Source organism: Paenibacillus cineris, assembly GCF_018333335.1.
Lineage (GTDB): Bacteria > Bacillota > Bacilli > Paenibacillales > Paenibacillaceae > Paenibacillus_AQ > Paenibacillus_AQ favisporus.
This window is the reverse complement of sequence record NZ_BORU01000001.1, coordinates 679135-698904: the sequence shown is the minus strand read 5'-3', so window position 1 is coordinate 698904 and position 19770 is coordinate 679135. Positions and strand designations below refer to the sequence as shown.

Sequence of the window (19770 nt, the reverse complement as noted above, 5' to 3'; positions counted from 1 at the left end):
CTCTCCTTTCTAATTTTCTACTGGAATCGCCTGCTGCTGTTTTCGATGAATCTTTCTGCGCCTCGTTTCCAGCAGGATCATGAAGACGATCAGCGTCAATCCCAATAGCGTAACCCCTCCGGAAAAAAGCGGTACTGCTCGAAGCCCAAACCGGCTGTCGATGACCATTCCTCCCAGCCAGGCCCCCACTGCGTTGCTGATATGCAGCGCAGATACGTTCATGGTGGTGGCCAGATTTGGCGCTTCCTTTGCCTTGCTCATTACGAGGACCGTAAGACAGGGAAGAATGCCGAAGCTGAACACCCCCAGAAGAAAAATATCCGCCACGGCAAAAATCTTGCTTTCGAGTGTCACGGTAAAGGTAAAGAGGCATACTGCGAGCCCCGCGGTGATTCCGATCAGCGCAGGTCTCAAGCGCCAATCGGCCAACCTCCCTCCCGCTATATTGCCAAGGGTTACGCCAATGCCGAACAAAACCAGAATCCACGAAACGGAGCGGCCGTCAAACATGGCCAGCTGCTCCAGCAGCGGAGCTACGTACGTAAAGGTCATAAACACGCCGCCAAAACATAAAGCGCTCACCAGCAGCGCGAGTAGTACTTCCGGTTTGCCCAGAACGCCGATCTCCCGTTTCAGCGGTTCAGTCCGGGTGCTCAGATGGCCGGGAAGCAGCCGGAAGAGTCCCGCCACCGCCGCGGCCCCGATGACGGCAATCGCCGCAAACGTATAACGCCAGCCAAGGGCATGGCCAACCCACGTACCAAAGGGAACGCCGGCGATGTTCGCTATGGAAGAGCCGCTGACGAGAACGGATATCGCCCAGGCCCTCTTATCGGCGGTCACCATCTCAGCCGCCATGACCGTGGCCACGCCGAAAAACGAGCCGTGCGTCAAGGACATCAAGATCCTCGCTGTCATCAGCACGGAGAAGTCTTGAGCAGATACGGCCAAAGCGTTGCTGAGGACAAACAGCAGCATAAGGAGGAGAAGCAGCGTTTTCCGGGGCAAACGTCCCGTCAATATCATGATGAGCGGAGCAGTAACGGCAACGCCAAGCGAATAGCCTGAAATGAGCAGCCCGGCATCCGATATCGTGACCTGCAGGTCCGAAACGATGTCGGGCAGTATGCCCATGATGACGAATTCAGCCATGCCGATGGCAAATGCGCACAAGGAAAGCACCAATAGAGGGCGTAACGGAGCAGATAAAGGCCGGGGAACTTCAGGTGATGGTTTCATACAGACGCCTCCTTTCGGTAAATCACATTACGTTAAGGAGGCAGAGGGAACCAGATCAAATTTTTAACTAGTATAAAAACTAACAGGAACATTCAAGGCAAAAAAAACCGCACTTCGGCGAAAAAATTCGCTTACATGCGGGCAGCGGGGCGAGTCTTCAACCATGCCTCCAGCTTTTCTGGCGTACGTGTCTCCGGCAGGGGCATATAGATGCAGCACATCAGATTTTCCAGATCATTGATTTGGGTAAACGTAATGATTTCAAAGTGCAGGTGTCCCATTGCCGGGTGCTTCACTTCGATTCGCAGGCCGTTCTTTTCGGCTACTTCATGAAGAGGCCACCATTCGGCAAATTCTTTGCTGCTAATGGTCAGTTCCTCAATGAGCCGGGTATACCAAGGCTGACTTGCCGAGCGGTCGTACAGCTTCCTGTAGAAGGAAAGCGCGATTTTGGTCGAGTGCTCCCAATTAATAATTTTGGTCCGAAATGCAGGATGCATAAAAGTAAGGCGAAGCATCTGCATGTCCTCGGGAGGTATCGCTGAAAAATCCGTCAAAATTTCGCAGGCGAGCTCGTTCCAGGCGATGAGGCGATTTTCCGATCCGATAACGAAAAAGGGATACGGCGTGCTCGTCACCAAATTCATAAAGGCGGGCGACAGCTTGTATGCCGACATATCCCTGGATGGTACCGGATACCTCCCGGCAAGAAGATACAAATATTCACGCTCCGTAGGGCTCAGCTGGAGCGCAGAGGACAGGCGATCCAGTACCTCGGGCGATGCGGATACTTCCCGGCCCTGCTCTAACCACGTGTACCAAGTAATGCTTAAGTCGGCCAGCTGCGCCACTTCCTCCCTGCGGAGTCCTGGCGTTCTGCGGCGCGTATGTCCCTGCGGCAGTCCAAACTGCTCTGGTGTCAGCTGCGCTCGTCTAGCTTTCAGGAAATCTCCGATCGCTTTTCGGTTCAAACCGGCTTCCATCGGTCGAGTCCACTCCTATCCAGGTAGTTTTTATGCTAGTTACGTTTGCTACTGCCTTCAGTATAAACGGCATGTTAATCTCGCTTCAAGCCATGATGTCCCCTAACCAAATATCAGGAAAGAAGGAACGAATTCTATGACACTGCATGCACAAGCCCAAAAATTCATACAGGATACGGCATCCCTGCCGCCCTCCCACACACTGGATCCTGTGGAGCTGCGCAACATAGCCGCAGGAACCGTCATTTCAGATACGTTCGAGCTCGCATCGGTTCAAGATAGGAGCATCGAGGGGCCTTACGGTGATCTGCCGCTGCGGATCTACCGGCCAGAGCGGGAAGGCGCGCTGCCCGTTATCGTATTCTATCACGGTGGAGGCTTCGTCATCTGCGATGTGCAGAAGTATGACCCGATGTGCCGCATGCTGGCGGCAGTAACCCGTTGTGCCGTCGTATCGGTGGACTACAGGCTTGCTCCCGAACATCCTTTTCCCGCCGCTCCGACAGAGGCCGTCTTAGCCGCCAAATGGGTGGCGGAACATGCCGGGGAACTCGGATTTGACCCCTCCAAGCTGACCCTAGCGGGGGACAGCGCCGGTGGTAATCTGGCAGCCGTAGTTGCCCAACAGCTGGGCGATTTGGGACAAGTCGATGTTGCTGGGCAAATATTAATTTGCCCCCTCACGGATTATTCGCAATGCTATGAATCGGAAGATCGATTTGCCGAAGGTTATTTTCTAAACCGTAACGTGCTGGATTACTTCAGGAAGCATTACTTAAAGAACGGCACCGACTTTTCGAACCCACTCGCATCTCCGATGCTCGGCCGCCTTGACGGCCTGCCGCAGACACTAATCATCACGGCCGAGTATGATCCGGTCCGCGACGAAGGGGAAGCGTATGGCAGACGGCTTGCGGAGGCGGGGGTCTTAGTCACATTCAGGCGTTATCCCGGCATGATCCACGGCTTTTACGCCATGACCGACTTGTTCGACGACGGCCGCCTCGTTTACGAGGATATCCGCAGATTTCTGCAAACCCTGGTATAATCAGCGGCTTTCTCATTTCTCCTTCCCTGCCGACATATATTGCTATCAATGGTCAACAAACGGAGGGAAGCGGCAAAATGAGCAATAGGCTAAGTACGGTAGATGAGGAGATCGGGCGTTTGACGGCCTATCTCCTGAAGACGCAGCAGTCGGACGGCTCCTGGCGTTTTTGCTTTGAAAACGGAATCGGCATCGACGCCTTCGTGATCATCCTCTTTCGTATTTTGGAGGCGGATCCGGAAGCTATCATTCGGCAGCTTCACGACCGAATCTGCAAAGAGCAGCAGCCTGACGGATGCTGGAGACTGTATCCCGATGAGGAAGAGGGCAGCTTATCGGCTTCGGTGGAGGCTTACTATGCCCTGCTTTGCTCCGGTTACAGCCGGCCGGAGGAGGAGCATATGCAGCGCGCCAAGCGGTATATCCTTTCGCGTGGAGGAATCGGTAAGGTCGACAGCATTTTGACCAAGGCGATCCTGGCAGCGACGGGCCAGCGCCCCTGGCCCCGGTCGATCTCCATGATCCCGCTGGAGGTGCTGCTGTTCCCCTCGTATTTTCCGATCAACTTTTTCGAATTTTCGGGCTATTCCAGAGTCCATCTCACGCCGCTGCTGATCATGGCGGACCGGAAATTTTCGGTTTCTCCGCCGGACGCTCCCGACCTCTCCGACCTTGCCTCTCCGCGCCTGGATGCCGACGAAGATGATCCGCTGCCGCGGGAGTACGAGAACCTGCAGGCGGAACTCCGCCGGGGGATGAACAGGCTGATCGGGACGCCGCGTTTCATCCATGAAGCCGCCGTGGAACGGGCCGAGCGGTTTATGCTGGATCGAATTGAGCCGGACGGCACCCTGTACAGCTACGCAAGCAGCACGATTCTGATGGTTCTGGCGCTGCTTGCCTTGGGCTATGAGCGGGAGCATCCCGTCATTAGCGATGCCGTCAAAGGGCTGACTGCCATGCAGTGTCAGGCGGACGGGACGACTACGATCCAGAATTCGCCCTCCACCGTCTGGGACACCGCCCTGATCGCCGATGCCCTCCAGGAGGCCGGGGTTGCGGAGAATCATCCGGCCATCCGTCAGGCCGCCTCCTACCTGCTGTCCCGGCAGCAGGACAAACCGGCCGATTGGAGCCTCCATAACCCGGATACGGCTCCCGGCGGCTGGGGATTCTCTGAGTCGAACACGATCAACCCGGATGTGGATGACACAACGGCGGCGCTGCGTGCGATATCCCGTCTAACGGAAACAGACGCGCAGTACCGGGAAGCATGGAACCGCGGGCTGAATTGGGTGCTGTCGATGCAGAATCGGGACGGAGGCTGGCCGGCGTTCGAAAAGGATACCGACAAGCACATCCTGACCTGGCTTGCAATCGAAGGGGCCAAGTCCGCGGCCATCGATCCCTCCGAGGCGGATCTGACAGGCCGGACGCTGGAGTACCTCGGCCATTTTGCGGGTTTGACGCAGCGGCATGAGTTCATCAGGCGGGGCGCAAACTGGCTGATCCGGCACCAGGAAAAGGACGGCTCGTGGTACGGGCGCTGGGGAGTATGCTACATTTACGGCACCTGGGCGGCATTAACTGGACTGGCGGCAGCCGGTGTACCGGCCAGTCATGATGCGATCCAAAAAGGCGTCCGTTGGCTTGAGCAGATCCAAAACCCGGACGGCGGATGGGGCGAATCCTGCCGGAGCGACCGAATCATGCGCTATGTCCCCCTCGGAGCGAGCACGCCGTCGCAAACGGCCTGGGCTTTGGACGCGCTCATCGCAGTGCAGGAGCAGCCGTCGCCTGCCGTGGACCGGGGCGTCCAAAGGCTGACTTCCCTGCTGCAGCAGGACGGCGGCATGACGGCCTATCCGACGGGGGCTGGCCTTCCCGGCACCTTCTACTCCCGGTACCACAGCTACCGGTACATTTGGCCGCTTCTGGCGCTGAGCCATTACAAGCGCAAATACGGCCATGCCGCCCCGGAAACACCAAAGCCGCCGGATCTCTGACAAGAGTCCGGCGGCTTTTTTCAAACCGTTTTTACTGAAATATGAAGTATTGTTCTTATTCCATGGAAGACGATCCCTGTATCCGCTCCAGCTCATCGCGTTTCTGCCGGAGAAGGTTCTCGATCCGCTCAAGCTCTTCCCGCGCCCGGTTTGAAGCGCTCTCGGCTTGCTGGATCTGCTGTTCATATTCCATCCGCCGGCGCATGGGCATCAGCATGCAATCGTAGACCCATTCGCCATCCCGTTCCACGGCCGAAGCGTTAAGTAGCACGGGAAGGGGTTCGCCGCTGCTCGTTTTAAACGTCAAATACATCTCCTCGACGCCCCGGTTCAGCTTTATGAGCGGAAGAAAATAGATTTGAAAAAAAATCCGGCTGGAACGGGTCAACAGCGATTCGAAGCTGCTTCCGCACATTCCCCGTTTCTCATATCCCAGCATGCGGCACAGCGTGGCGTTGACGTCCTGGATAACGCGATTATCGGCCATGGACACATATCCGCAAGGCGCCTGATCCAATCGTTCGTCCATACTACCGTGTGGACTCGCTTGACTGACCGGCTCTGGCAGACGCCAAGTAGGCTTGAATCAGCTGAATCGTTTCATCGGGATGGCTCATGTGCGGACAATGGCCGGTAGCATCCATGAGCTGAAATTCGCTATCCGGCATGTGGGTATGGATATAAGCCCCTGCTTCCAGAGGCGCGATCACGTCCTCGGCGCATTGGAGTATCAAGGAAGGCACGGTTACCTTTCCAAGCGCATCCCGGTAATCCGAGAGAAACGTCGCTTCGGCAAACCGCCGGGCGACCTTCGGATCGGTTGCGCAGAAGCTCTGCTCGAGCTCGCCGGACAACTCGGGACGACCCGGATTGCCCATGATGACAGGGGCCAGATAACTGGCCCAACCCCGATAGTTTTTGTCCATCATATCCATTAGAGCGAGCAAATCCTCGCGTTCAAAGCCTCCGATATAATCGGGAAGATCGTTTAAATACCGTGCGGAAGGGCCTATCAGAATCAGCCGTTCAAAATATTCGGGTCTGCGGATGGAAGCGAGAATGCCGATCATGGCACCTACGGAATGACCTACGAAAATCGCGTCCCTTATCCCCAGAGCCTCGCATATATCCAGCACATCCTGGGCATAGCCGTCCAGATCGCTGTAGCGGACCGGATTATACGCCCGAATGTCAGACCTGCCGGATCCGACAAAATCAAACAAGACCACTTTGTAATGATCTTCGAAAGCAGGTGCGACAAAACGCCACATGTTTTGGTCGCAGCCGAACCCATGGGCAAAAATCAAATACTGCGTGCCGCTCCCGGTGACTTGAACGTTGTTACGGACGAGAATCTGTTGATGGTCCATGTTGCTTCCTCCCGTATACACAGAGTTATTTTCAATTAAATTTGAAAGATGATCGTTCGACACTAAACTTCATTATACTACTAAACTCATCCTTCGGAACAAGAGATTAACCATTCCTTTTGAGAGATGGAATCAAATTCCAGGACCACAAGGGTGAACCCTCACCTATACGCTCGAATCATTCCGGCCAGTCGGAACAATCCCCGCTCCAGGTCGTGAAGGGATGCATACGCATACGATAAGCGCAGATGCTGCCGGTCATGCCGGTCATAAATTTGCCCCGGGTTTAAGAGGATCCCCTCTTTCAGGGCCTGTTCGAACAGCTGGTGAACCGGGATGAGAACATGCAGCCGCAGCCAAATGTAAAACCCGCCTCCGGGTATCTCCCACGTTGCCATATCTTGAAAATATTGCTGAAGGATCGAGAGGGCAAAATCTCTGCGCAGCTTCAGCTTCTGCCGGATATCGGCAAGATGCGGCTCGTACCGGCCTGTGCTCAGCCACTCCGCTACGGCATATTGGGACAGCGAACTGGCGCCGTAGTCAGTTTGCATTTTGATGTCGGCCAGCCGGTCGATGACCGGTTCCGGTCCTGCCACCCAGCCGATCCGCAGTCCCGGGCCAAGCGTTTTGGACATGCTCCCCATATAGAGGACAAGTCCCTGCGGATCGGCCGACTTGAGCGGCGGGGGCGGCGGCGCGTCCAGCCACAAATCTCCGTATACGTCATCTTCGATTACCGGCAGCCGCTCCAAAGCCGCAGCCTTCATCAGCTCTTCCCGGCGCTTCTCTGACATGACCCGTCCGGTTGGGTTATGGAAGCTCGGGATCGTATACAGCAGCCCCGCCTGATGCTGACGTTTGGCCGGTCCCACCGCATCCGGACGAATCCCTTCCAGGTCCATCGGAACGCCGGCGAGCCGGATCCCTGCCGACTGAAACACGTGGATCGAGTTCAGATAGGACGGAGTTTCCGTCAGAACGGTCGAACCGGGCTGGAGCAGACCGACCGATATCAGCTGCAATCCTTGAAGCGCACCCGACACGATCAGAATCGACGACGGGGAAGCGGAGATTCCCTTGGACCGCAAATATTCGCTGAGCATCTCCCGGAGAAACCGGCTTCCTTTCGGCTCGGAATATCCCAGCGACAAATGCCCGCCGCTCCCCTTCCCGATGATTTCCTGCATACTAGCTGAAGGGAGAAGCTCAGGCGACAGCTCCCCCGTTCCAAGCCGGATGATGTCCGCCCTGGCCTCGGCCTGGTTAATTCGCTGAATCAGCTGAATGTTGGGCGGATAAGCCCCCGCCCGGACGTAGCGGTTCCAGTCGGGAGCGGGATCAGCCGCAAGCAGATTCCACGTGTTGTTGACCACCACGGTTCCTTGTCCAACCTTGGATTCGATGAGCCCATTGGCCGCAAGTTCTCCGAGCGCATAGACCACCGTGCTGCGGTTCACTTGAAACCGGGCGGCCAGTTCCCGCTGCGGAGGGATTCTCGTGCCGACGGGCCATTCCCCGTTCATGATTTTCCCCTGAATATAATCGTAAATCTGCCGGTGCAGCGGCACCGGAGATGACTTGTCCAGCTGCCATTCCTCGTAACGCATAGACCCTCTTCCTATCATGGTTGATTTCGTTTATTCTAACAGATTGGTTGGGTCCTTAACCAACCAATTGGTTGGAGACCTGCAGGGGCGCCTTCGATAAAATAGGGACATTACAGGAGGAATGATATGATACACGCCTTATTTCACGGATTTATATTGGCCCTTGGGCTGATTTTGCCGCTCGGCGTTCAAAACCTGTTTGTGTTCGGTCAAGGCGCCGCCCATACCCGCTTGAGCCGGGCACTGCCGGCTGTCATTGCCGCCTCCCTTTGCGATACGCTGCTGATATCCCTGGCGATCATGGGCGTTTCCGTCGTCGTGCTTGAATATGCCTGGATCAGAACGGTCCTATTGGGGCTGGGGATTCCTTTCCTGCTGTACATGGGCTACGTCACGTTAACCAGCAAACCGCTCGCCCATAACGGGGAAGACACCCGGTCTTTATCGACTCGAAAGCAAATCGCTTTTGCCGTATCGGTATCCCTGCTCAATCCCCATGCGATTCTGGACACCGTCGGCGTGGTAGGCACAAGCTCCTTAAACTATGCCGGCTGGGAAAAGCTGGCGTTCGGCGCGGCATGCGTCCTCGTCTCCTGGGTATGGTTCGCCGGGCTCGCCGCGGCGGGACGGGCCGCCAGAAACCTCGATTCGACAGGCAGGCTCAGATCGTGGCTGAACCTGCTGTCCGCCATCATTATGTGGGTTACGGCCGCTTATTTGGCTTACAGCCTGTTTAGGGGATGATGACGAGGAGTGAAGGATCCGGAGGGTCCAATGAGGTCAACGCAGGTTAGTTCAAAACAGGTCCAAACAAGCTCAAGTAACACGAGATTCACTTAGTATACTTTTTTTCAGTGCTTACCAGAAACCGAAAGAAGAATTATAATGTTACCGAATCCACCAGGAAAAGGAGGAAATTGAAACGTGAAGTATACCTATTTGGGAAAAACAGGATTAAAGGTCAGTCGTCTCTGCCTCGGTACGATGAATTTTGGTCCAAGCACCGAGGAGAAGGAAGCCTTCAAGATTATGGATGCAGCCCTCGACGCAGGTGTCAATTTCTTCGATACGGCCAACGTCTACGGCGGTAATGAGCACCGCGGATGGACTGAGGAAATCATCGGCCGCTGGTTCGCCCAAGGCGGCGGAAGACGGGAAAAAGTCGTGCTCGCTACGAAAGTATACGGCAACATGGAACATCCTATCGTGGATCCCAATGAGCAAGGGGGACTTTCTGCGTACAAGATCCGCCGCCACCTGGAAGGCTCACTCCGCAGGCTGCAGACGGACCATATCGAGCTCTATCAAATGCACCATGTGGACCGGAACGTGTCCTGGGATGAGCTCTGGAACGCTTTTCAAACTCATCAGAACCAGGGAAAAATCGGATACGTCGGCGCCAGCAACTTTGCCGGTCGCGACCTGGTGAAGGCCCAGTACGAAGCGGAGAAGCGCGGCCTGCTCGGCCTGGTGTCCGAGCAGCACAAATACAGCCTGCTCTGCCGGCTGCCGGAGCTTGAAGTGCTCCCTGCCGCGGAAGAGCATGGCATCGGTGTCATCGCCTGGAGCCCGCTGGACGGCGGCGTGCTTGGCGGCAACCTGAACCCGAAGGAAGGATCGCGGACTGCGCGCCAGACCGAGCGGCTTGAGAAGCTGCGCCCGCAGCTGGAGCAGTTCTCGAAGCTGTGCAAGGAGCTGGGCGAATCCGAAGCGACGGTAGCGCTCGCCTGGACGCTCGTGCATCCGGCGATGACGGCCCCGATCATCGGACCGCGGACGCTGGAGCAGTTCGAGCAGACGCTCCGGGTTGTTGAGGTCGAGCTGAGCGAAGACGTGCTGGCGCGCCTGGACGAAATTTTCCCGGGTCCCGGCGGAGAAGCCCCTCGGGCTTATGCTTGGTAACCCGCAGTAAAAGAAAGCTTGCTTGATCGAACTCATCCTATTCAGATGCGCTTGGCCTTCCGGACATGTTCCGAGTGCTAATAATCAGCGCCAGTCTGACTAGAAAAGGCTTATATTCTCTTATACCTTCAATAGAGAACACACCTTAAGGCTTCAAGGTGTGTTCTTGCTGTTTATTGATTAGTCTCTGAACTGCCGGAAGAAGGAGCGCAGATCTTCGGCAAGCTGATCCGGTACCTCCATGGCGGCGAAATGGCCGCCCCGGTCGAACTCCGACCAATGCACGACCGTATACGGGCGCTCGGCAATCCGGCGGACCGGCAAACCCCACTTTTCGGTTATATCAACAAAAAAATTCCGCAGGAGCCGCGGAATCTTTTCGCTTAACTGTATGACCTCAACCCGGCATAGAAGAAAGCCGGTCCATATGGCGATGCAGCCTATCCACCAGGTTCGCATCGTCCCCCTGCTCCAGCCATTCCTCAATGGAAACGCGCAGAGCCGCCATATAGACGGCCACCAGAAACCGGACTTCATCACGGTCCGCCCCGGTTTCGAGCCTCAAGCACAGCGCATCGCAGAGAGCCGGCTCCGTCTCCATCAGCGTATACAAAAATAAGGACGCGATAGAGGGCGTCTGCCCGGCTATGCGGTACCGGAGCACAAGACCCGGGCGCTGCTTCTCGTATTGGCCGGCCAGGTAACCGAAGACCGATTGCAGGGCGGCATGGGGTGATGCCGGAGGCTCCGCTTCCAGCAGGTATCGGACCCCATCCAGCTGCGTGCTGCGGATCGGTCCCGACAGCACTTCCTCCTTGGACGCATAATACCGGAAGAACGTGCGCGACGACATCGTGACCGCATCGGCAATGTCCTGAATCGAGGTCTGCTCATAGCCCTTCTGCTGAAAAAGCCGCAGCGCCGCTTCCTCAATCGCCGCCTGGGCCAGACGCTTCTTTCGCTCCCTTAAACCTGCCGGCGCTTCTATGGGATGTATGTTTTCTTTAGGATTCATCTCGAATTCTTCCTTCATTGACTTTTGTCACTCAGTGACATTATATTAAATTTAAGCGCAATCCACAATGCAAAATACGGCCACAACAGCGCGAAGACGTAGGCCCAAGCTTTTCGGGACGGGCCATTCTTATGATTCCACCTGTTAGCACAGCTTATTTCAATCATTCGATCATCCCTAAAGACAGCTCCGTCCTGCTAAGGCAAGGCCAAAATACTCTGCTTATGAAAGGATGGTTTGATGATGAATCCGTCAGATCCCATTGCCCCGGAAGCGCTGAATCTGTTCAGCGGTGCCAGCGGGGACAATCCGTTCCCTGTATTCGCCCAGATGAGAGAATTGAACGCTGTCATTCCGATCCCGTTTCCGATGGGCGGGCCGGATCGTCAAGCGTGGATGGTCACCCGGATGGAGGAAGCGATGCAGGTGCTCAAAGACCATGCCCATTTCACGGTGGACCCCGCTTCGATCGACGGGAATGAAGATTTCAGAAAGAGCTTAGCCGGCGGTTCGGATGCGTCCGCACCTCCCACCTTTTTCACCGGACACTCCATGCTCACGGTCGATGACCCGGACCACCGGCGGCTGCGGAGCCTCGTATCCAAGGCGTTCTCGCCGCGATACATGGAGAGCCTTCGTCCCCGCGTGCAGGAAATCGCCGACGAACTGCTCGACCATGTCCAGGCGCAAGGCGAGATGGACCTCGTCAAGGACTACGCCTATCCGCTCCCGATCAACGTCATTTCCGAAATGCTGGGCGTTCCACAGGAAGACCGGGAGCAGATACATACCTGGTCGGCCGCTCTCGCCCATGGGCTGGGACTGGGAAGACGCGAGCCGGGCGTTGAAGAGAATATGCGCGCCTTCGGCGAGTACACCGCCCGGCTGGTAGCTTCCAAACGGCGGCAGCCTGCGGACGACCTCATCAGCCAGCTCATCGCGATCGAAGAGGCAGGGGACCGGCTCTCGGAAACCGAGCTCGTGTCGATGATCACTCTGCTCATCTTTGCCGGCCACGAAACGACCTCGAACCTGATCGCCACCGGCAGCCTGATGCTGCTGGATCATCCGGAGCAGCTGGAGAAGCTCAAGGCCGAGCCGAGCCTGGTGCCTTCCGCCGTTGAGGAGCTGCTGCGCTTCAACGGGCCGGCCACCATTGCCGGACCCCGCTTTGCCACGGAGGACATCGTGCTCGCCGGGCAGTCCATCAAGAAAGGCGATGCCGTGATCCCCGTGCTGAAATCGGCCAATCGGGACGAGCGCCAGTTCGACCAGTCCGAACAGCTTGACATTACGCGCCAGATCAACCGGCATCTCGCCTTTGGCCACGGCATCCATATGTGCCTGGGAGCGCCGCTGGCCCGCATCGAAGGGGATATCGCCTTTACTACGCTGCTGAAGCGCATGCCGAATCTGCGGCTGAGCATTCCCCGGGATGAGGTCCCTTGGAACTTTACGCTCAGCTCCCAAGGGCTGGCTGCCCTGCCTGTGGCCTTTTAAATCCATATTCATGTGAAGCCCTTGGGACCCAAGGGCTTTTTCGTATGCGGGATGAAGCCGTGGTACTCCGATTGGTTTCGTAACGTATAAAAAAGAAAACCACGGACAAAGGAAGGGTATCTCATCCTTTATCCGTGGTTTTTATTGTGATATAAGTTCATTTCGAATGGTTTACTAAGCTGCAGGGAGGACTTAGACGATCCCCTGAGCGATCATAGCGTCCGCTACTTTCCGGAATCCGGCAGCATTGGCGCCTACGACGAGATTGCCATGATATCCGTATTCATCGGCTGCCTGAACGCAGCTCGCATAAATATTTTTCATGATATCATTCAGCTTTGCGTCAACCTCTTCAAAGCTCCAGGACATTCTCATACTGTTTTGGGCCATTTCCAGCGCGGATACGGCAACGCCGCCCGCGTTCGCTGCTTTGGCCGGTGCAAACAGGACACCGTTCTTCTGGAAAATTTCGATCGCCTGAAGGGTGGACGGCATGTTCGCGCCCTCACCGATCGCCTTCACGCCATTCTTAACGAGCAGAGCGGCCGATTCCTCGTCGATTTCGTTTTGCGTGGCGCAAGGCAGCGCGATATCGCATGGAACGGTCCAAATGTCACGGCAGCCCTCGACATAAACGGCATCCGGATGTTCATTGACGTAATCTTTAATCCGTTTCCGCTCCACTTCTTTCAGGCGCTGAACCGTATCGATGTCCAGTCCCTTTTCGTCATAGATATAGCCGTTGGAATCGCTGCACGCGACGACCGTAGCTCCGAGTTCTTTCGCTTTGCGCATAGCATAAATGGATACGTTTCCGGAACCGGATACGACGACTTTGCTTCCCTCAAAGGACAGATCGTTGTCTTTCAGCATTTCATCCACGAAATACACGCATCCGTAGCCGGTCGCTTCCGTACGCGCCAGACTTCCGCCGTATCCGATGCCCTTGCCCGTAAGCACGCCGGCTTCGTTGCCGCCCCGGATCCGCTTATACTGCCCGAACATGTACCCGATCTCCCGGGCTCCTACGCCGATGTCGCCAGCAGGGACGTCCGCATCGGGTCCGATATACTTATACAGCTCCGTCATGAAGCTTTGGGTAAACCGCATGATTTCCCGGTCCGACTTGCCCTTTGGATCAAAATCGGAGCCGCCCTTGCCTCCGCCGATCGGCTGGCCGGTCAATGCGTTTTTCAAAATTTGCTCAAAACCCAAAAACTTGATGATGCTTGCATTGACGGACGGATGGAACCGGAGTCCTCCCTTATATGGACCGAGTGCACTGTTAAATTGTACCCGAAATCCCCGGTTGACCTGAATCTTGTTGTTATCGTCCACCCAAGGCACGCGGAATGTGATGAGACGCTCAGGTTCGACCATGCGTTCTAAAATGCCTTCTTCCATGTACTCCGGATGTTTTGCAAGAACAGGTACCAGCGAGTCAAAAATTTCCTTAACGGCCTGGTGGAACTCATCCTCGGAAGGATTCCGGGAAACGACTAAATTGTACACATCGTTAACATACTTTTCGGCTGTATTTAAACCCTTCGTATCCATTACACTATTCATAACCCAACCCCTTTTGCACAATTCGCACATTTTTTTGCACTATAACGCTTTGCTTCACTAAATTCTAATGCAGGTTTAGGGGTTTTTTCCAATAAAAAATATTTTTTTAGTCGATTAAATGCATTTATCGGTGCAAAATTACAGCAATTGCTGGCGCAGCTCCGCATCGCTTTTCGCGGATAGATAACCGAGCGGGATATCAAATACCGTTTTGGCGCCAACGGCTCCTTCTTTGGCCAACCGGACGGCCGCTCTGGCATAAGCGGTCAATACGCTTGCGGTGAATTCCGGGTTGCTCTCCAGCTTCAGGCTGAATTCGACGATTTGCTTCGTTCCTTGGCCGGTCACTCCGCTGCGGATCACAAATCCGCCGTGCGGCATCCCGCTGTGCTCGGATTTCAGCTCTTCTTCCGTAATGAAATGGACCGTTGTGTCATAGTCTGCAAAATAGTTAGGCATCTCCACGATCGTCTTTTCAATCTCGGCACGGTCCGCACCCTCTTCAGCAACGACATAGCAAATCCGTTCGTGCTTCTCGCGGGTTGCCAGTTCTGGCGTTTCGCCGCTGCGGATTTGTTCGATGACGCTTTCTACCGGGACGGTATACTGCACTCCTGCTTTGACGCCCGGAACGCGGCGGATGGCATCCGAGTGGCCCTGGCTGACGCCTTTACCCCAGAATGTGTATTCCTTACCCTGCGGGAGAATCGACTCCGCGAGCAGTCTGTTCATGGAGAACAGGCCCGGATCCCAGCCGGTCGAAATGACGCTGACAGTTTGTCCGTTTTTAGCCGCTGCATCCACGCTTGCAAAAAACTCAGGAATCTTGGCATGCGTATCAAAGCTGTCCACTGTGTTAAACAGGGCGGCAATGGCCGGTGTTTGCTCGGGAAGATCGGTTGCGGATCCTCCGCACAGAATCATGACATCGATCGATCCTTTATATTGTTCCACCGTCGATACATGCTCAAATTTGACGCCCGCTTCCGCAGGCATCTGCGACGGGTCACGCCGTGTGAATACCGCCACCAATTCCATATCTTCGTTCTGCGCGATGGAAGCCTGGACGCCTCGTCCAAGGTTACCATAGCCTACAATTCCAATTCTGATTTTCGATGCCATTTTATGTCCCTCCACTTATTCTGATTATCCTTTTGATTATATGACATGAGATGTCATATGCAAAGCAAAAATACGAAAGAACGAGAAAAAGCCCTTGATCTCCAAGGGCTTTTGCCGATATATAGAAGTATTTACCACGGAAGCTTATCATCCATGTAGAAAAATCCGCCGGTCGGGCCGTCCTCAGGTATCGTTGCCAGCCGAACAGCCGTTACCGCGCCTTCCTCGGCCGTCAGTTCGGCCTTGTCACCGTCCATGCGGGTCTTAACCAGCCCCGGATGCACCGCGTTAACTTTCAGGTTCGTCCCGCTGGTCTTTTGCGCCCAATAGGCCGTCAGCATATTCAGCGCCGCTTTCGAGGCTGAATAGGCGGGAGTCGCAATACGCTGCGCCAGCTCGTTCGTCAGAATAAATTGCATCGAGCCGAGCGCGCTGCTTTGGTTCACGATCCGCCCTGCCTCACTTTTCAGCAGCAATGGCATCAGTGCCTCCGTAATAAAATAAGGCGCAAACGTGTTCACTTCAAACGTATCTCTGAAAGCGTCGCCTTCATATCCGGATTTTTCCAGGTGGACGCCTGCATTGTTGACCAGAATATCGAGCCGGCCGTATTCCGTTTCAATCCACTTCGCAAGCTCCGTGATATGGGCTTCATTCGTCACCTCCAGCTGAACGCCGACCGCTTCGATCCCCTGCTGACGCAGCTCCGACGCCGCCTGATCCGCCGCTTCTTTCGTCCGTGCTGCCGTTAATACCGTAATGCCCTGCTGCCCCAATTGTTTGGCCACCTCAAACCCGATTCCTTTGCTGGCTCCCGTCACAAGTGCAATTTTGCTGTTGTTCATCTTCATTTCCTCCCTGTTATTGTTTTGATGAAAATGGTCATCGTTATGAAATGATCAAAGAATTTCAAGTGCTTCGTATCGCACGGGCTGCGCCTCAACCAAGTGCTTGACATACGCGGCCTGACTGTCGGCGATTTGCTCATCCGTCACATGATGCGCGTTATGCAGTGCAAAAGGCGGCAGATAGCGGGCGCTAACATAGTTGGCCAGCGCTTCCACCGGCTTCGCGATATCCCTGATCGTAAACAGGTTGTATCCTCCCGGTTGATACGAAGCCGCGGTGCCTGAAGTCGAGATGGCAATACCGATTTCTTTCCCTTTCAAGCGGTCCCCTCCAGGACCGAAAGCCCAGCCGTAGGTGAGAACCTCATCAAACCACTGTTTGAGGAGCGGCGGCGTGCTGTACCAGTACAGCGGGTATTGAAAAATAATCCGGTCATGGCTCTCCAGCAAACTTTGCTCCCGTGCAACGTCGATCTTTTTGTCGGGATAGGCTTCATACAGCAGGTGTACGGTCGTCTCTGCTTGCTTTTGTGCCGCTTCGGTCCAAGCCCGGTTGATCCGGGAGGCCTGTAAATCGGGATGTGCAACAATAATTAACGTCTTCATAAAGATCGTCTCCTTTTTTGGGAATGATCATTCTATTAACAATGCGTCATGCTATGCTCATTAAAAAGATTAAGCACGGTTATTTTGAGAACGATCATTCTATAATTATGAAAAAAAATATGTTTTTATTTTTTGACGAAGCGTATCGATACGTCTGCGATCCGCTCCAGTTTTTCTTGGGGAAGGGACGTCCGTTTCATCACTCGAATTCCCACCAGCGCGTTATGAAGGTACTCCGCCAATTCTTCCGCTTCGTATTCCCTTGTAAACTCTCCGTTCTGCTGCCCCCAAAACACGATTTCCCTCACCAGCTGCTCGGCTTTGGCAAATGCCTCCGTCGCCTTTGCGTCTACCTCTTCATCACGGATCCCCAGTTCCACGGCCGAGTTCACGACCATGCAGCCTGGCGGTACGTCTTCATCCCCATGAATCATGTATTGGAAAACAAACTTCAGCGCTTGTTCGGCCGTTTCCGACTGCTTAACCCCTGCGGACATTCTGGCGTTGAACCGTTCCCCAAAGCGGTCGATCGCTTTCAGGAACAACGTATGCTTATCGGTGAACGTATCATACAGGCTTCTGCGGTGGATGCCCATATGCTCGACAAGGTCGTTCATGGATGTCTTCTCGTAGCCCTGTTCCCAGAACAGCTTCATCGCTTTCTCGAGAACGGCACTTTCCTCAAATTCTTTGCTTCTGGCCACCCCGTACACCTCCTTCCGTTATATTATCATTCCGGGAATCATCGGTATAGAAAATCTGTCCTTTCCGCTTCCCTTTCCTTTCGCATATCTTAGAACAGTATTGCCTATTTTGAGAATGTACATTCTACTTCAAACGCTGTGAACCCTTTTCTTTACGAATTCAGCATAACATATCGGGAACGATCGGTAAAGTATTATTTTTGTACATCGGAACACGAACATCTATAATTTGAAGGGTAAACGCTTTAATTTTTAGAGTGCCCCTTATGTTACGATAAGCTTAAACTAACAGCTGGAGGTTGATTATGGCTCTAACGATGCAAGGAGCGTTTTATACCGGCCAATATCGGAATGTATTCCTGGAAGCGGGTTATTCGCCAGAGGAGATCGACGCCAGGCTCGAACAGGCGTGGAATGACCTGTTTGACGGTGCACCTGAGGTTCGGATCTACTTCCCTCTTGGCGAGGATCAAGGTTATGTTCTGGATACAGGCAACTCGGACGTCCGCACCGAAGGCATGTCATACGGCATGATGATGGCCGTTCAGATGGATAAGAAAGACATCTTCGACCGGCTCTGGAATTTTTCCAAATCGTATATGCAGCATAAGGAAGGACGCTACAAGGATTATTTCGCCTGGCACTGTAAGCCGGACGGCACCCGACTATCTCCTGGACCCGCTCCTGACGGGGAGGAATACTTCGCAATGGCCCTGTTCTTTGCTTCAAGCCGGTGGGGCGACGGACTGCCGCCGTACGATTACTCCGAGCAGGCGAGGACGATTCTTCGCGCTTGCGTCCATAAAGGCCGAGACCAGGAAGGAGATCCGATGTGGGACCCCGCAACCAAGCTGATCAAGTTCATTCCGGAGTCTCCCTTCAGCGATCCATCCTATCACCTTCCCCATTTCTATGAGCTGTTCGCCGAGCGTGCCGACGAACGGGATCGGATTTTTTGGAAAGAAGCTGCCGTCGCCAGCCGGGCTTATCTGCATCTGGCCTGCCACCCCGAAACAGGACTGTCTCCGGAGTATGCGAATTATGACGGCACGCCGGCTGAACCGCAGCCCCATGGCGATTACCGCCATTTCTTCAGCGATGCGTACCGGGTGGCGGCCAACATTGCCCTCGACTGGGAATGGTTCCGCCAGGATCCATGGCAGGTCGGGCAGTCCAACCGGATTCAGCGGTTTTTCCGGGAGATCGAGCCTTCCGAATACCGAAGATACCGCATCGACGGGAGCCCTTTCGAAGAGCCGGCCCTGCATCCCATCGGGCTGTTGGCTACCAACGCGATGGCATCGCTGGCCGCCGACGGTGAAGATGCGCTCCCCTTTGTTCACAAGTTCTGGAGCACCCCGCTTAGAACCGGCATTCGCCGATATTACGACAACTGCCTTTATTTCTTCAGCCTTCTGGCGCTAAGCGGAAAATATCGCATCTATTAAACATGCAGAGAGAAACTAGAAAACCCTTGATAAACAAGGGTTTTCTTTCTCTTAATTGCAGGTCCCTCGCTGCTGATCTTTAATCCTCCTTCACATCGCGTAAAACCGCCCTTTTCGTGGATTGGGTCGAAATAGACGCCATAATGTGACTATGCAGAGTAAATAAGTCTTGATCGGCAAATCATCTTAATATAATGTTTATCTTAACGAGAAAAGACATAAGTCGCATACGCGGAGGAATCAAGATGTCAAAAGAAAAGGACCGCGTGTCACCTGAACTCGCTTCCTTACAGCAGCAAATGGTGCACGAGCTGCGCCAGAACAGCACCCGTGCCGTAATGTTCCATCAGCTCATTTCGGAACGATTGGGGTTGAACGCCACCGATCACAAATGCCTGGATTACTTGAATCAAGCCGGACCTGTCACGGCCGGCCAGCTGGCCCAGTTAACCGGGCTTACAACCGGTGCTGTGACCAGTGTCATCGACCGGCTCGAACAAGCGGGTTATGTCATCCGGGATAAGGATCCGAACGATCGCAGACGTGTCGTCGTCAAACCGGTGCCGGAAGGCTCGGCATCCATCTCTCCCTTGTTCCAATCGATCATGCAGTCGACGCTCGAGATCGTCTCGCAGTATACGGAGCAGGAACTGCAGCTGATTTTGAACTTCATCCGGCAGTGCAATGAGATGACTTTAACCGAGATGAACAAGATGAAGAACGAGAAAGACAGGATGAGCTGATTATGAATCGCCGTCATGAAAGCCGTTTGCTCTCGCAAATGGCTTTTCTTTTGAGCA

At 54.6% G+C, this 19770-nt stretch carries 19 protein-coding genes; 7 read left to right on the top strand and 12 right to left on the bottom strand.

The genetic code is table 11. The features are described from left to right. Positions 1 to 9 precede the first annotated feature (9 nt). Both KI379_RS03625 and KI379_RS03620 read right to left on the bottom strand, forming a co-directional pair. Entirely contained in the window at positions 10 to 1239 is a 1230-nt protein-coding gene (locus tag KI379_RS03625; protein ID WP_212982800.1) for an MFS transporter, read from the bottom strand. 131 nt (positions 1240 to 1370) lie between these two features. Continuing rightward, positions 1371 to 2222, bottom strand: a complete 852-nt coding sequence (locus tag KI379_RS03620) for a helix-turn-helix transcriptional regulator (RefSeq protein WP_212982799.1) — start codon at positions 2220 to 2222, stop codon at positions 1371 to 1373. 136 nt (positions 2223 to 2358) lie between these two features. Here KI379_RS03620 and KI379_RS03615 point away from each other — a divergent pair, with 136 nt between their 5' ends. Together KI379_RS03615 and shc are read left to right on the top strand one after the other, a co-directional pair. Continuing rightward, positions 2359 to 3270, top strand: coding sequence for an alpha/beta hydrolase (locus tag KI379_RS03615; RefSeq protein ID WP_212982798.1), 912 nt, complete (start codon positions 2359 to 2361; stop codon positions 3268 to 3270). 77 nt (positions 3271 to 3347) lie between these two features. Continuing rightward, positions 3348 to 5276 carry a squalene--hopene cyclase gene (gene shc / locus KI379_RS03610; RefSeq protein ID WP_212982797.1) on the top strand — a complete coding sequence of 643 codons (1929 nt, stop codon included), beginning with the start codon at positions 3348 to 3350 and terminating at the stop codon, positions 5274 to 5276. Between the two features lie 55 nt (positions 5277 to 5331). Here shc and KI379_RS03605 read toward each other — a convergent pair whose 3' ends face one another. The 3 genes from KI379_RS03605 to KI379_RS03595 form a co-directional block, all read right to left on the bottom strand. Next, the gene (locus KI379_RS03605) at positions 5332 to 5805 is read right to left on the bottom strand and encodes a PAS domain S-box protein (RefSeq protein ID WP_212982796.1); all 474 of its coding nucleotides are present in this window, start codon (positions 5803 to 5805) and stop codon (positions 5332 to 5334) included. Position 5806: 1 nt separating this feature from the next. After that, positions 5807 to 6646, bottom strand: a complete 840-nt coding sequence (locus KI379_RS03600) for an alpha/beta fold hydrolase (protein ID WP_212982795.1) — start codon at positions 6644 to 6646, stop codon at positions 5807 to 5809. Between the two features lie 161 nt (positions 6647 to 6807). Then, complete coding sequence (locus KI379_RS03595; RefSeq protein ID WP_212982794.1) at positions 6808 to 8256, bottom strand: aminotransferase-like domain-containing protein; 1449 nt, start codon at positions 8254 to 8256, stop codon at positions 6808 to 6810. Between the two features lie 126 nt (positions 8257 to 8382). Between KI379_RS03595 and KI379_RS03590 the strand changes: the two genes are divergently transcribed. Further along, entirely contained in the window at positions 8383 to 9000 is a 618-nt protein-coding gene (locus tag KI379_RS03590) for a LysE/ArgO family amino acid transporter (RefSeq protein ID WP_212982793.1), read from the top strand. Positions 9001 to 9180: 180 nt separating this feature from the next. Next, complete coding sequence (locus KI379_RS03585; RefSeq protein WP_076170434.1) at positions 9181 to 10158, top strand: aldo/keto reductase; 978 nt, start codon at positions 9181 to 9183, stop codon at positions 10156 to 10158. A gap of 180 nt (positions 10159 to 10338) precedes the next feature. Here KI379_RS03585 and KI379_RS03580 read toward each other — a convergent pair whose 3' ends face one another. Both KI379_RS03580 and KI379_RS03575 read right to left on the bottom strand, forming a co-directional pair. Next, positions 10339 to 10482, bottom strand: coding sequence for a hypothetical protein (locus KI379_RS03580; RefSeq protein ID WP_212982792.1), 144 nt, complete (start codon positions 10480 to 10482; stop codon positions 10339 to 10341). Between the two features lie 73 nt (positions 10483 to 10555). Beyond that, positions 10556 to 11173, bottom strand: a complete 618-nt coding sequence (locus KI379_RS03575; RefSeq protein ID WP_212982791.1) for a TetR family transcriptional regulator — start codon at positions 11171 to 11173, stop codon at positions 10556 to 10558. 240 nt (positions 11174 to 11413) lie between these two features. On the opposite strand from KI379_RS03575, the gene KI379_RS03570 reads away from it, so the two are divergent. Then, complete coding sequence (locus KI379_RS03570) at positions 11414 to 12673, top strand: cytochrome P450 family protein (protein WP_244169269.1); 1260 nt, start codon at positions 11414 to 11416, stop codon at positions 12671 to 12673. 192 nt (positions 12674 to 12865) lie between these two features. On the opposite strand, the gene gdhA is transcribed toward KI379_RS03570, so the two are convergent. From gdhA to KI379_RS03545, 5 genes are all read right to left on the bottom strand, one after another. Beyond that, entirely contained in the window at positions 12866 to 14230 is a 1365-nt protein-coding gene (gene gdhA, locus KI379_RS03565; RefSeq protein ID WP_373309577.1) for an NADP-specific glutamate dehydrogenase, read from the bottom strand. 150 nt (positions 14231 to 14380) lie between these two features. After that, positions 14381 to 15364: a diaminopimelate dehydrogenase gene (locus KI379_RS03560; RefSeq protein ID WP_076170438.1), complete on the bottom strand. Its 984-nt coding sequence runs from the start codon at positions 15362 to 15364 to the stop codon at positions 14381 to 14383. Positions 15365 to 15495: 131 nt separating this feature from the next. Continuing rightward, a complete protein-coding gene (locus tag KI379_RS03555; RefSeq protein ID WP_212982790.1) occupies positions 15496 to 16209 on the bottom strand; it encodes an SDR family oxidoreductase in 714 nt (237 codons plus the stop codon). A gap of 54 nt (positions 16210 to 16263) precedes the next feature. Further along, positions 16264 to 16818: an NAD(P)H-dependent oxidoreductase gene (locus KI379_RS03550; RefSeq protein WP_212982789.1), complete on the bottom strand. Its 555-nt coding sequence runs from the start codon at positions 16816 to 16818 to the stop codon at positions 16264 to 16266. 125 nt (positions 16819 to 16943) lie between these two features. Further along, positions 16944 to 17522, bottom strand: a complete 579-nt coding sequence (locus KI379_RS03545; protein WP_076170441.1) for a TetR/AcrR family transcriptional regulator — start codon at positions 17520 to 17522, stop codon at positions 16944 to 16946. 305 nt (positions 17523 to 17827) lie between these two features. Here KI379_RS03545 and KI379_RS03540 point away from each other — a divergent pair, with 305 nt between their 5' ends. Both KI379_RS03540 and KI379_RS03535 read left to right on the top strand, forming a co-directional pair. After that, positions 17828 to 18970, top strand: a complete 1143-nt coding sequence (locus KI379_RS03540) for a glycosyl hydrolase family 8 (RefSeq protein WP_212982788.1) — start codon at positions 17828 to 17830, stop codon at positions 18968 to 18970. Between the two features lie 245 nt (positions 18971 to 19215). After that, entirely contained in the window at positions 19216 to 19713 is a 498-nt protein-coding gene (locus KI379_RS03535) for a MarR family winged helix-turn-helix transcriptional regulator (protein ID WP_212982787.1), read from the top strand. Positions 19714 to 19770: the final 57 nt, after the last annotated feature.

Bases quoted from the DNA above. Each gene is read 5' to 3' on its own strand.
- KI379_RS03615 (WP_212982798.1), top strand. From the start codon at position 2,359: ATGACACTGCATGCACAAGCCCAAAAATTCATACAGGATACGGCATCC.
- KI379_RS03600 (WP_212982795.1), bottom strand. From the start codon at position 6,646: ATGGACCATCAACAGATTCTCGTCCGTAACAACGTTCAAGTCACCGGG.
- KI379_RS03595 (WP_212982794.1), bottom strand. From the start codon at position 8,256: ATGCGTTACGAGGAATGGCAGCTGGACAAGTCATCTCCGGTGCCGCTG.
- KI379_RS03555 (WP_212982790.1), bottom strand. From the start codon at position 16,209: ATGAACAACAGCAAAATTGCACTTGTGACGGGAGCCAGCAAAGGAATC.
- KI379_RS03620 (WP_212982799.1), bottom strand. From the start codon at position 2,222: ATGGAAGCCGGTTTGAACCGAAAAGCGATCGGAGATTTCCTGAAAGCT.
- KI379_RS03590 (WP_212982793.1), top strand. From the start codon at position 8,383: ATGATACACGCCTTATTTCACGGATTTATATTGGCCCTTGGGCTGATT.
- shc (WP_212982797.1), top strand. From the start codon at position 3,348: ATGAGCAATAGGCTAAGTACGGTAGATGAGGAGATCGGGCGTTTGACG.
- KI379_RS03570 (WP_244169269.1), top strand. From the start codon at position 11,414: ATGATGAATCCGTCAGATCCCATTGCCCCGGAAGCGCTGAATCTGTTC.
- KI379_RS03550 (WP_212982789.1), bottom strand. From the start codon at position 16,818: ATGAAGACGTTAATTATTGTTGCACATCCCGATTTACAGGCCTCCCGG.
- KI379_RS03535 (WP_212982787.1), top strand. From the start codon at position 19,216: ATGTCAAAAGAAAAGGACCGCGTGTCACCTGAACTCGCTTCCTTACAG.
- KI379_RS03605 (WP_212982796.1), bottom strand. From the start codon at position 5,805: ATGGACGAACGATTGGATCAGGCGCCTTGCGGATATGTGTCCATGGCC.
- gdhA (WP_373309577.1), bottom strand. From the start codon at position 14,230: ATGGATACGAAGGGTTTAAATACAGCCGAAAAGTATGTTAACGATGTG.
- KI379_RS03540 (WP_212982788.1), top strand. From the start codon at position 17,828: ATGGCTCTAACGATGCAAGGAGCGTTTTATACCGGCCAATATCGGAAT.
- KI379_RS03625 (WP_212982800.1), bottom strand. From the start codon at position 1,239: ATGAAACCATCACCTGAAGTTCCCCGGCCTTTATCTGCTCCGTTACGC.
- KI379_RS03560 (WP_076170438.1), bottom strand. From the start codon at position 15,364: ATGGCATCGAAAATCAGAATTGGAATTGTAGGCTATGGTAACCTTGGA.
- KI379_RS03575 (WP_212982791.1), bottom strand. From the start codon at position 11,173: ATGAATCCTAAAGAAAACATACATCCCATAGAAGCGCCGGCAGGTTTA.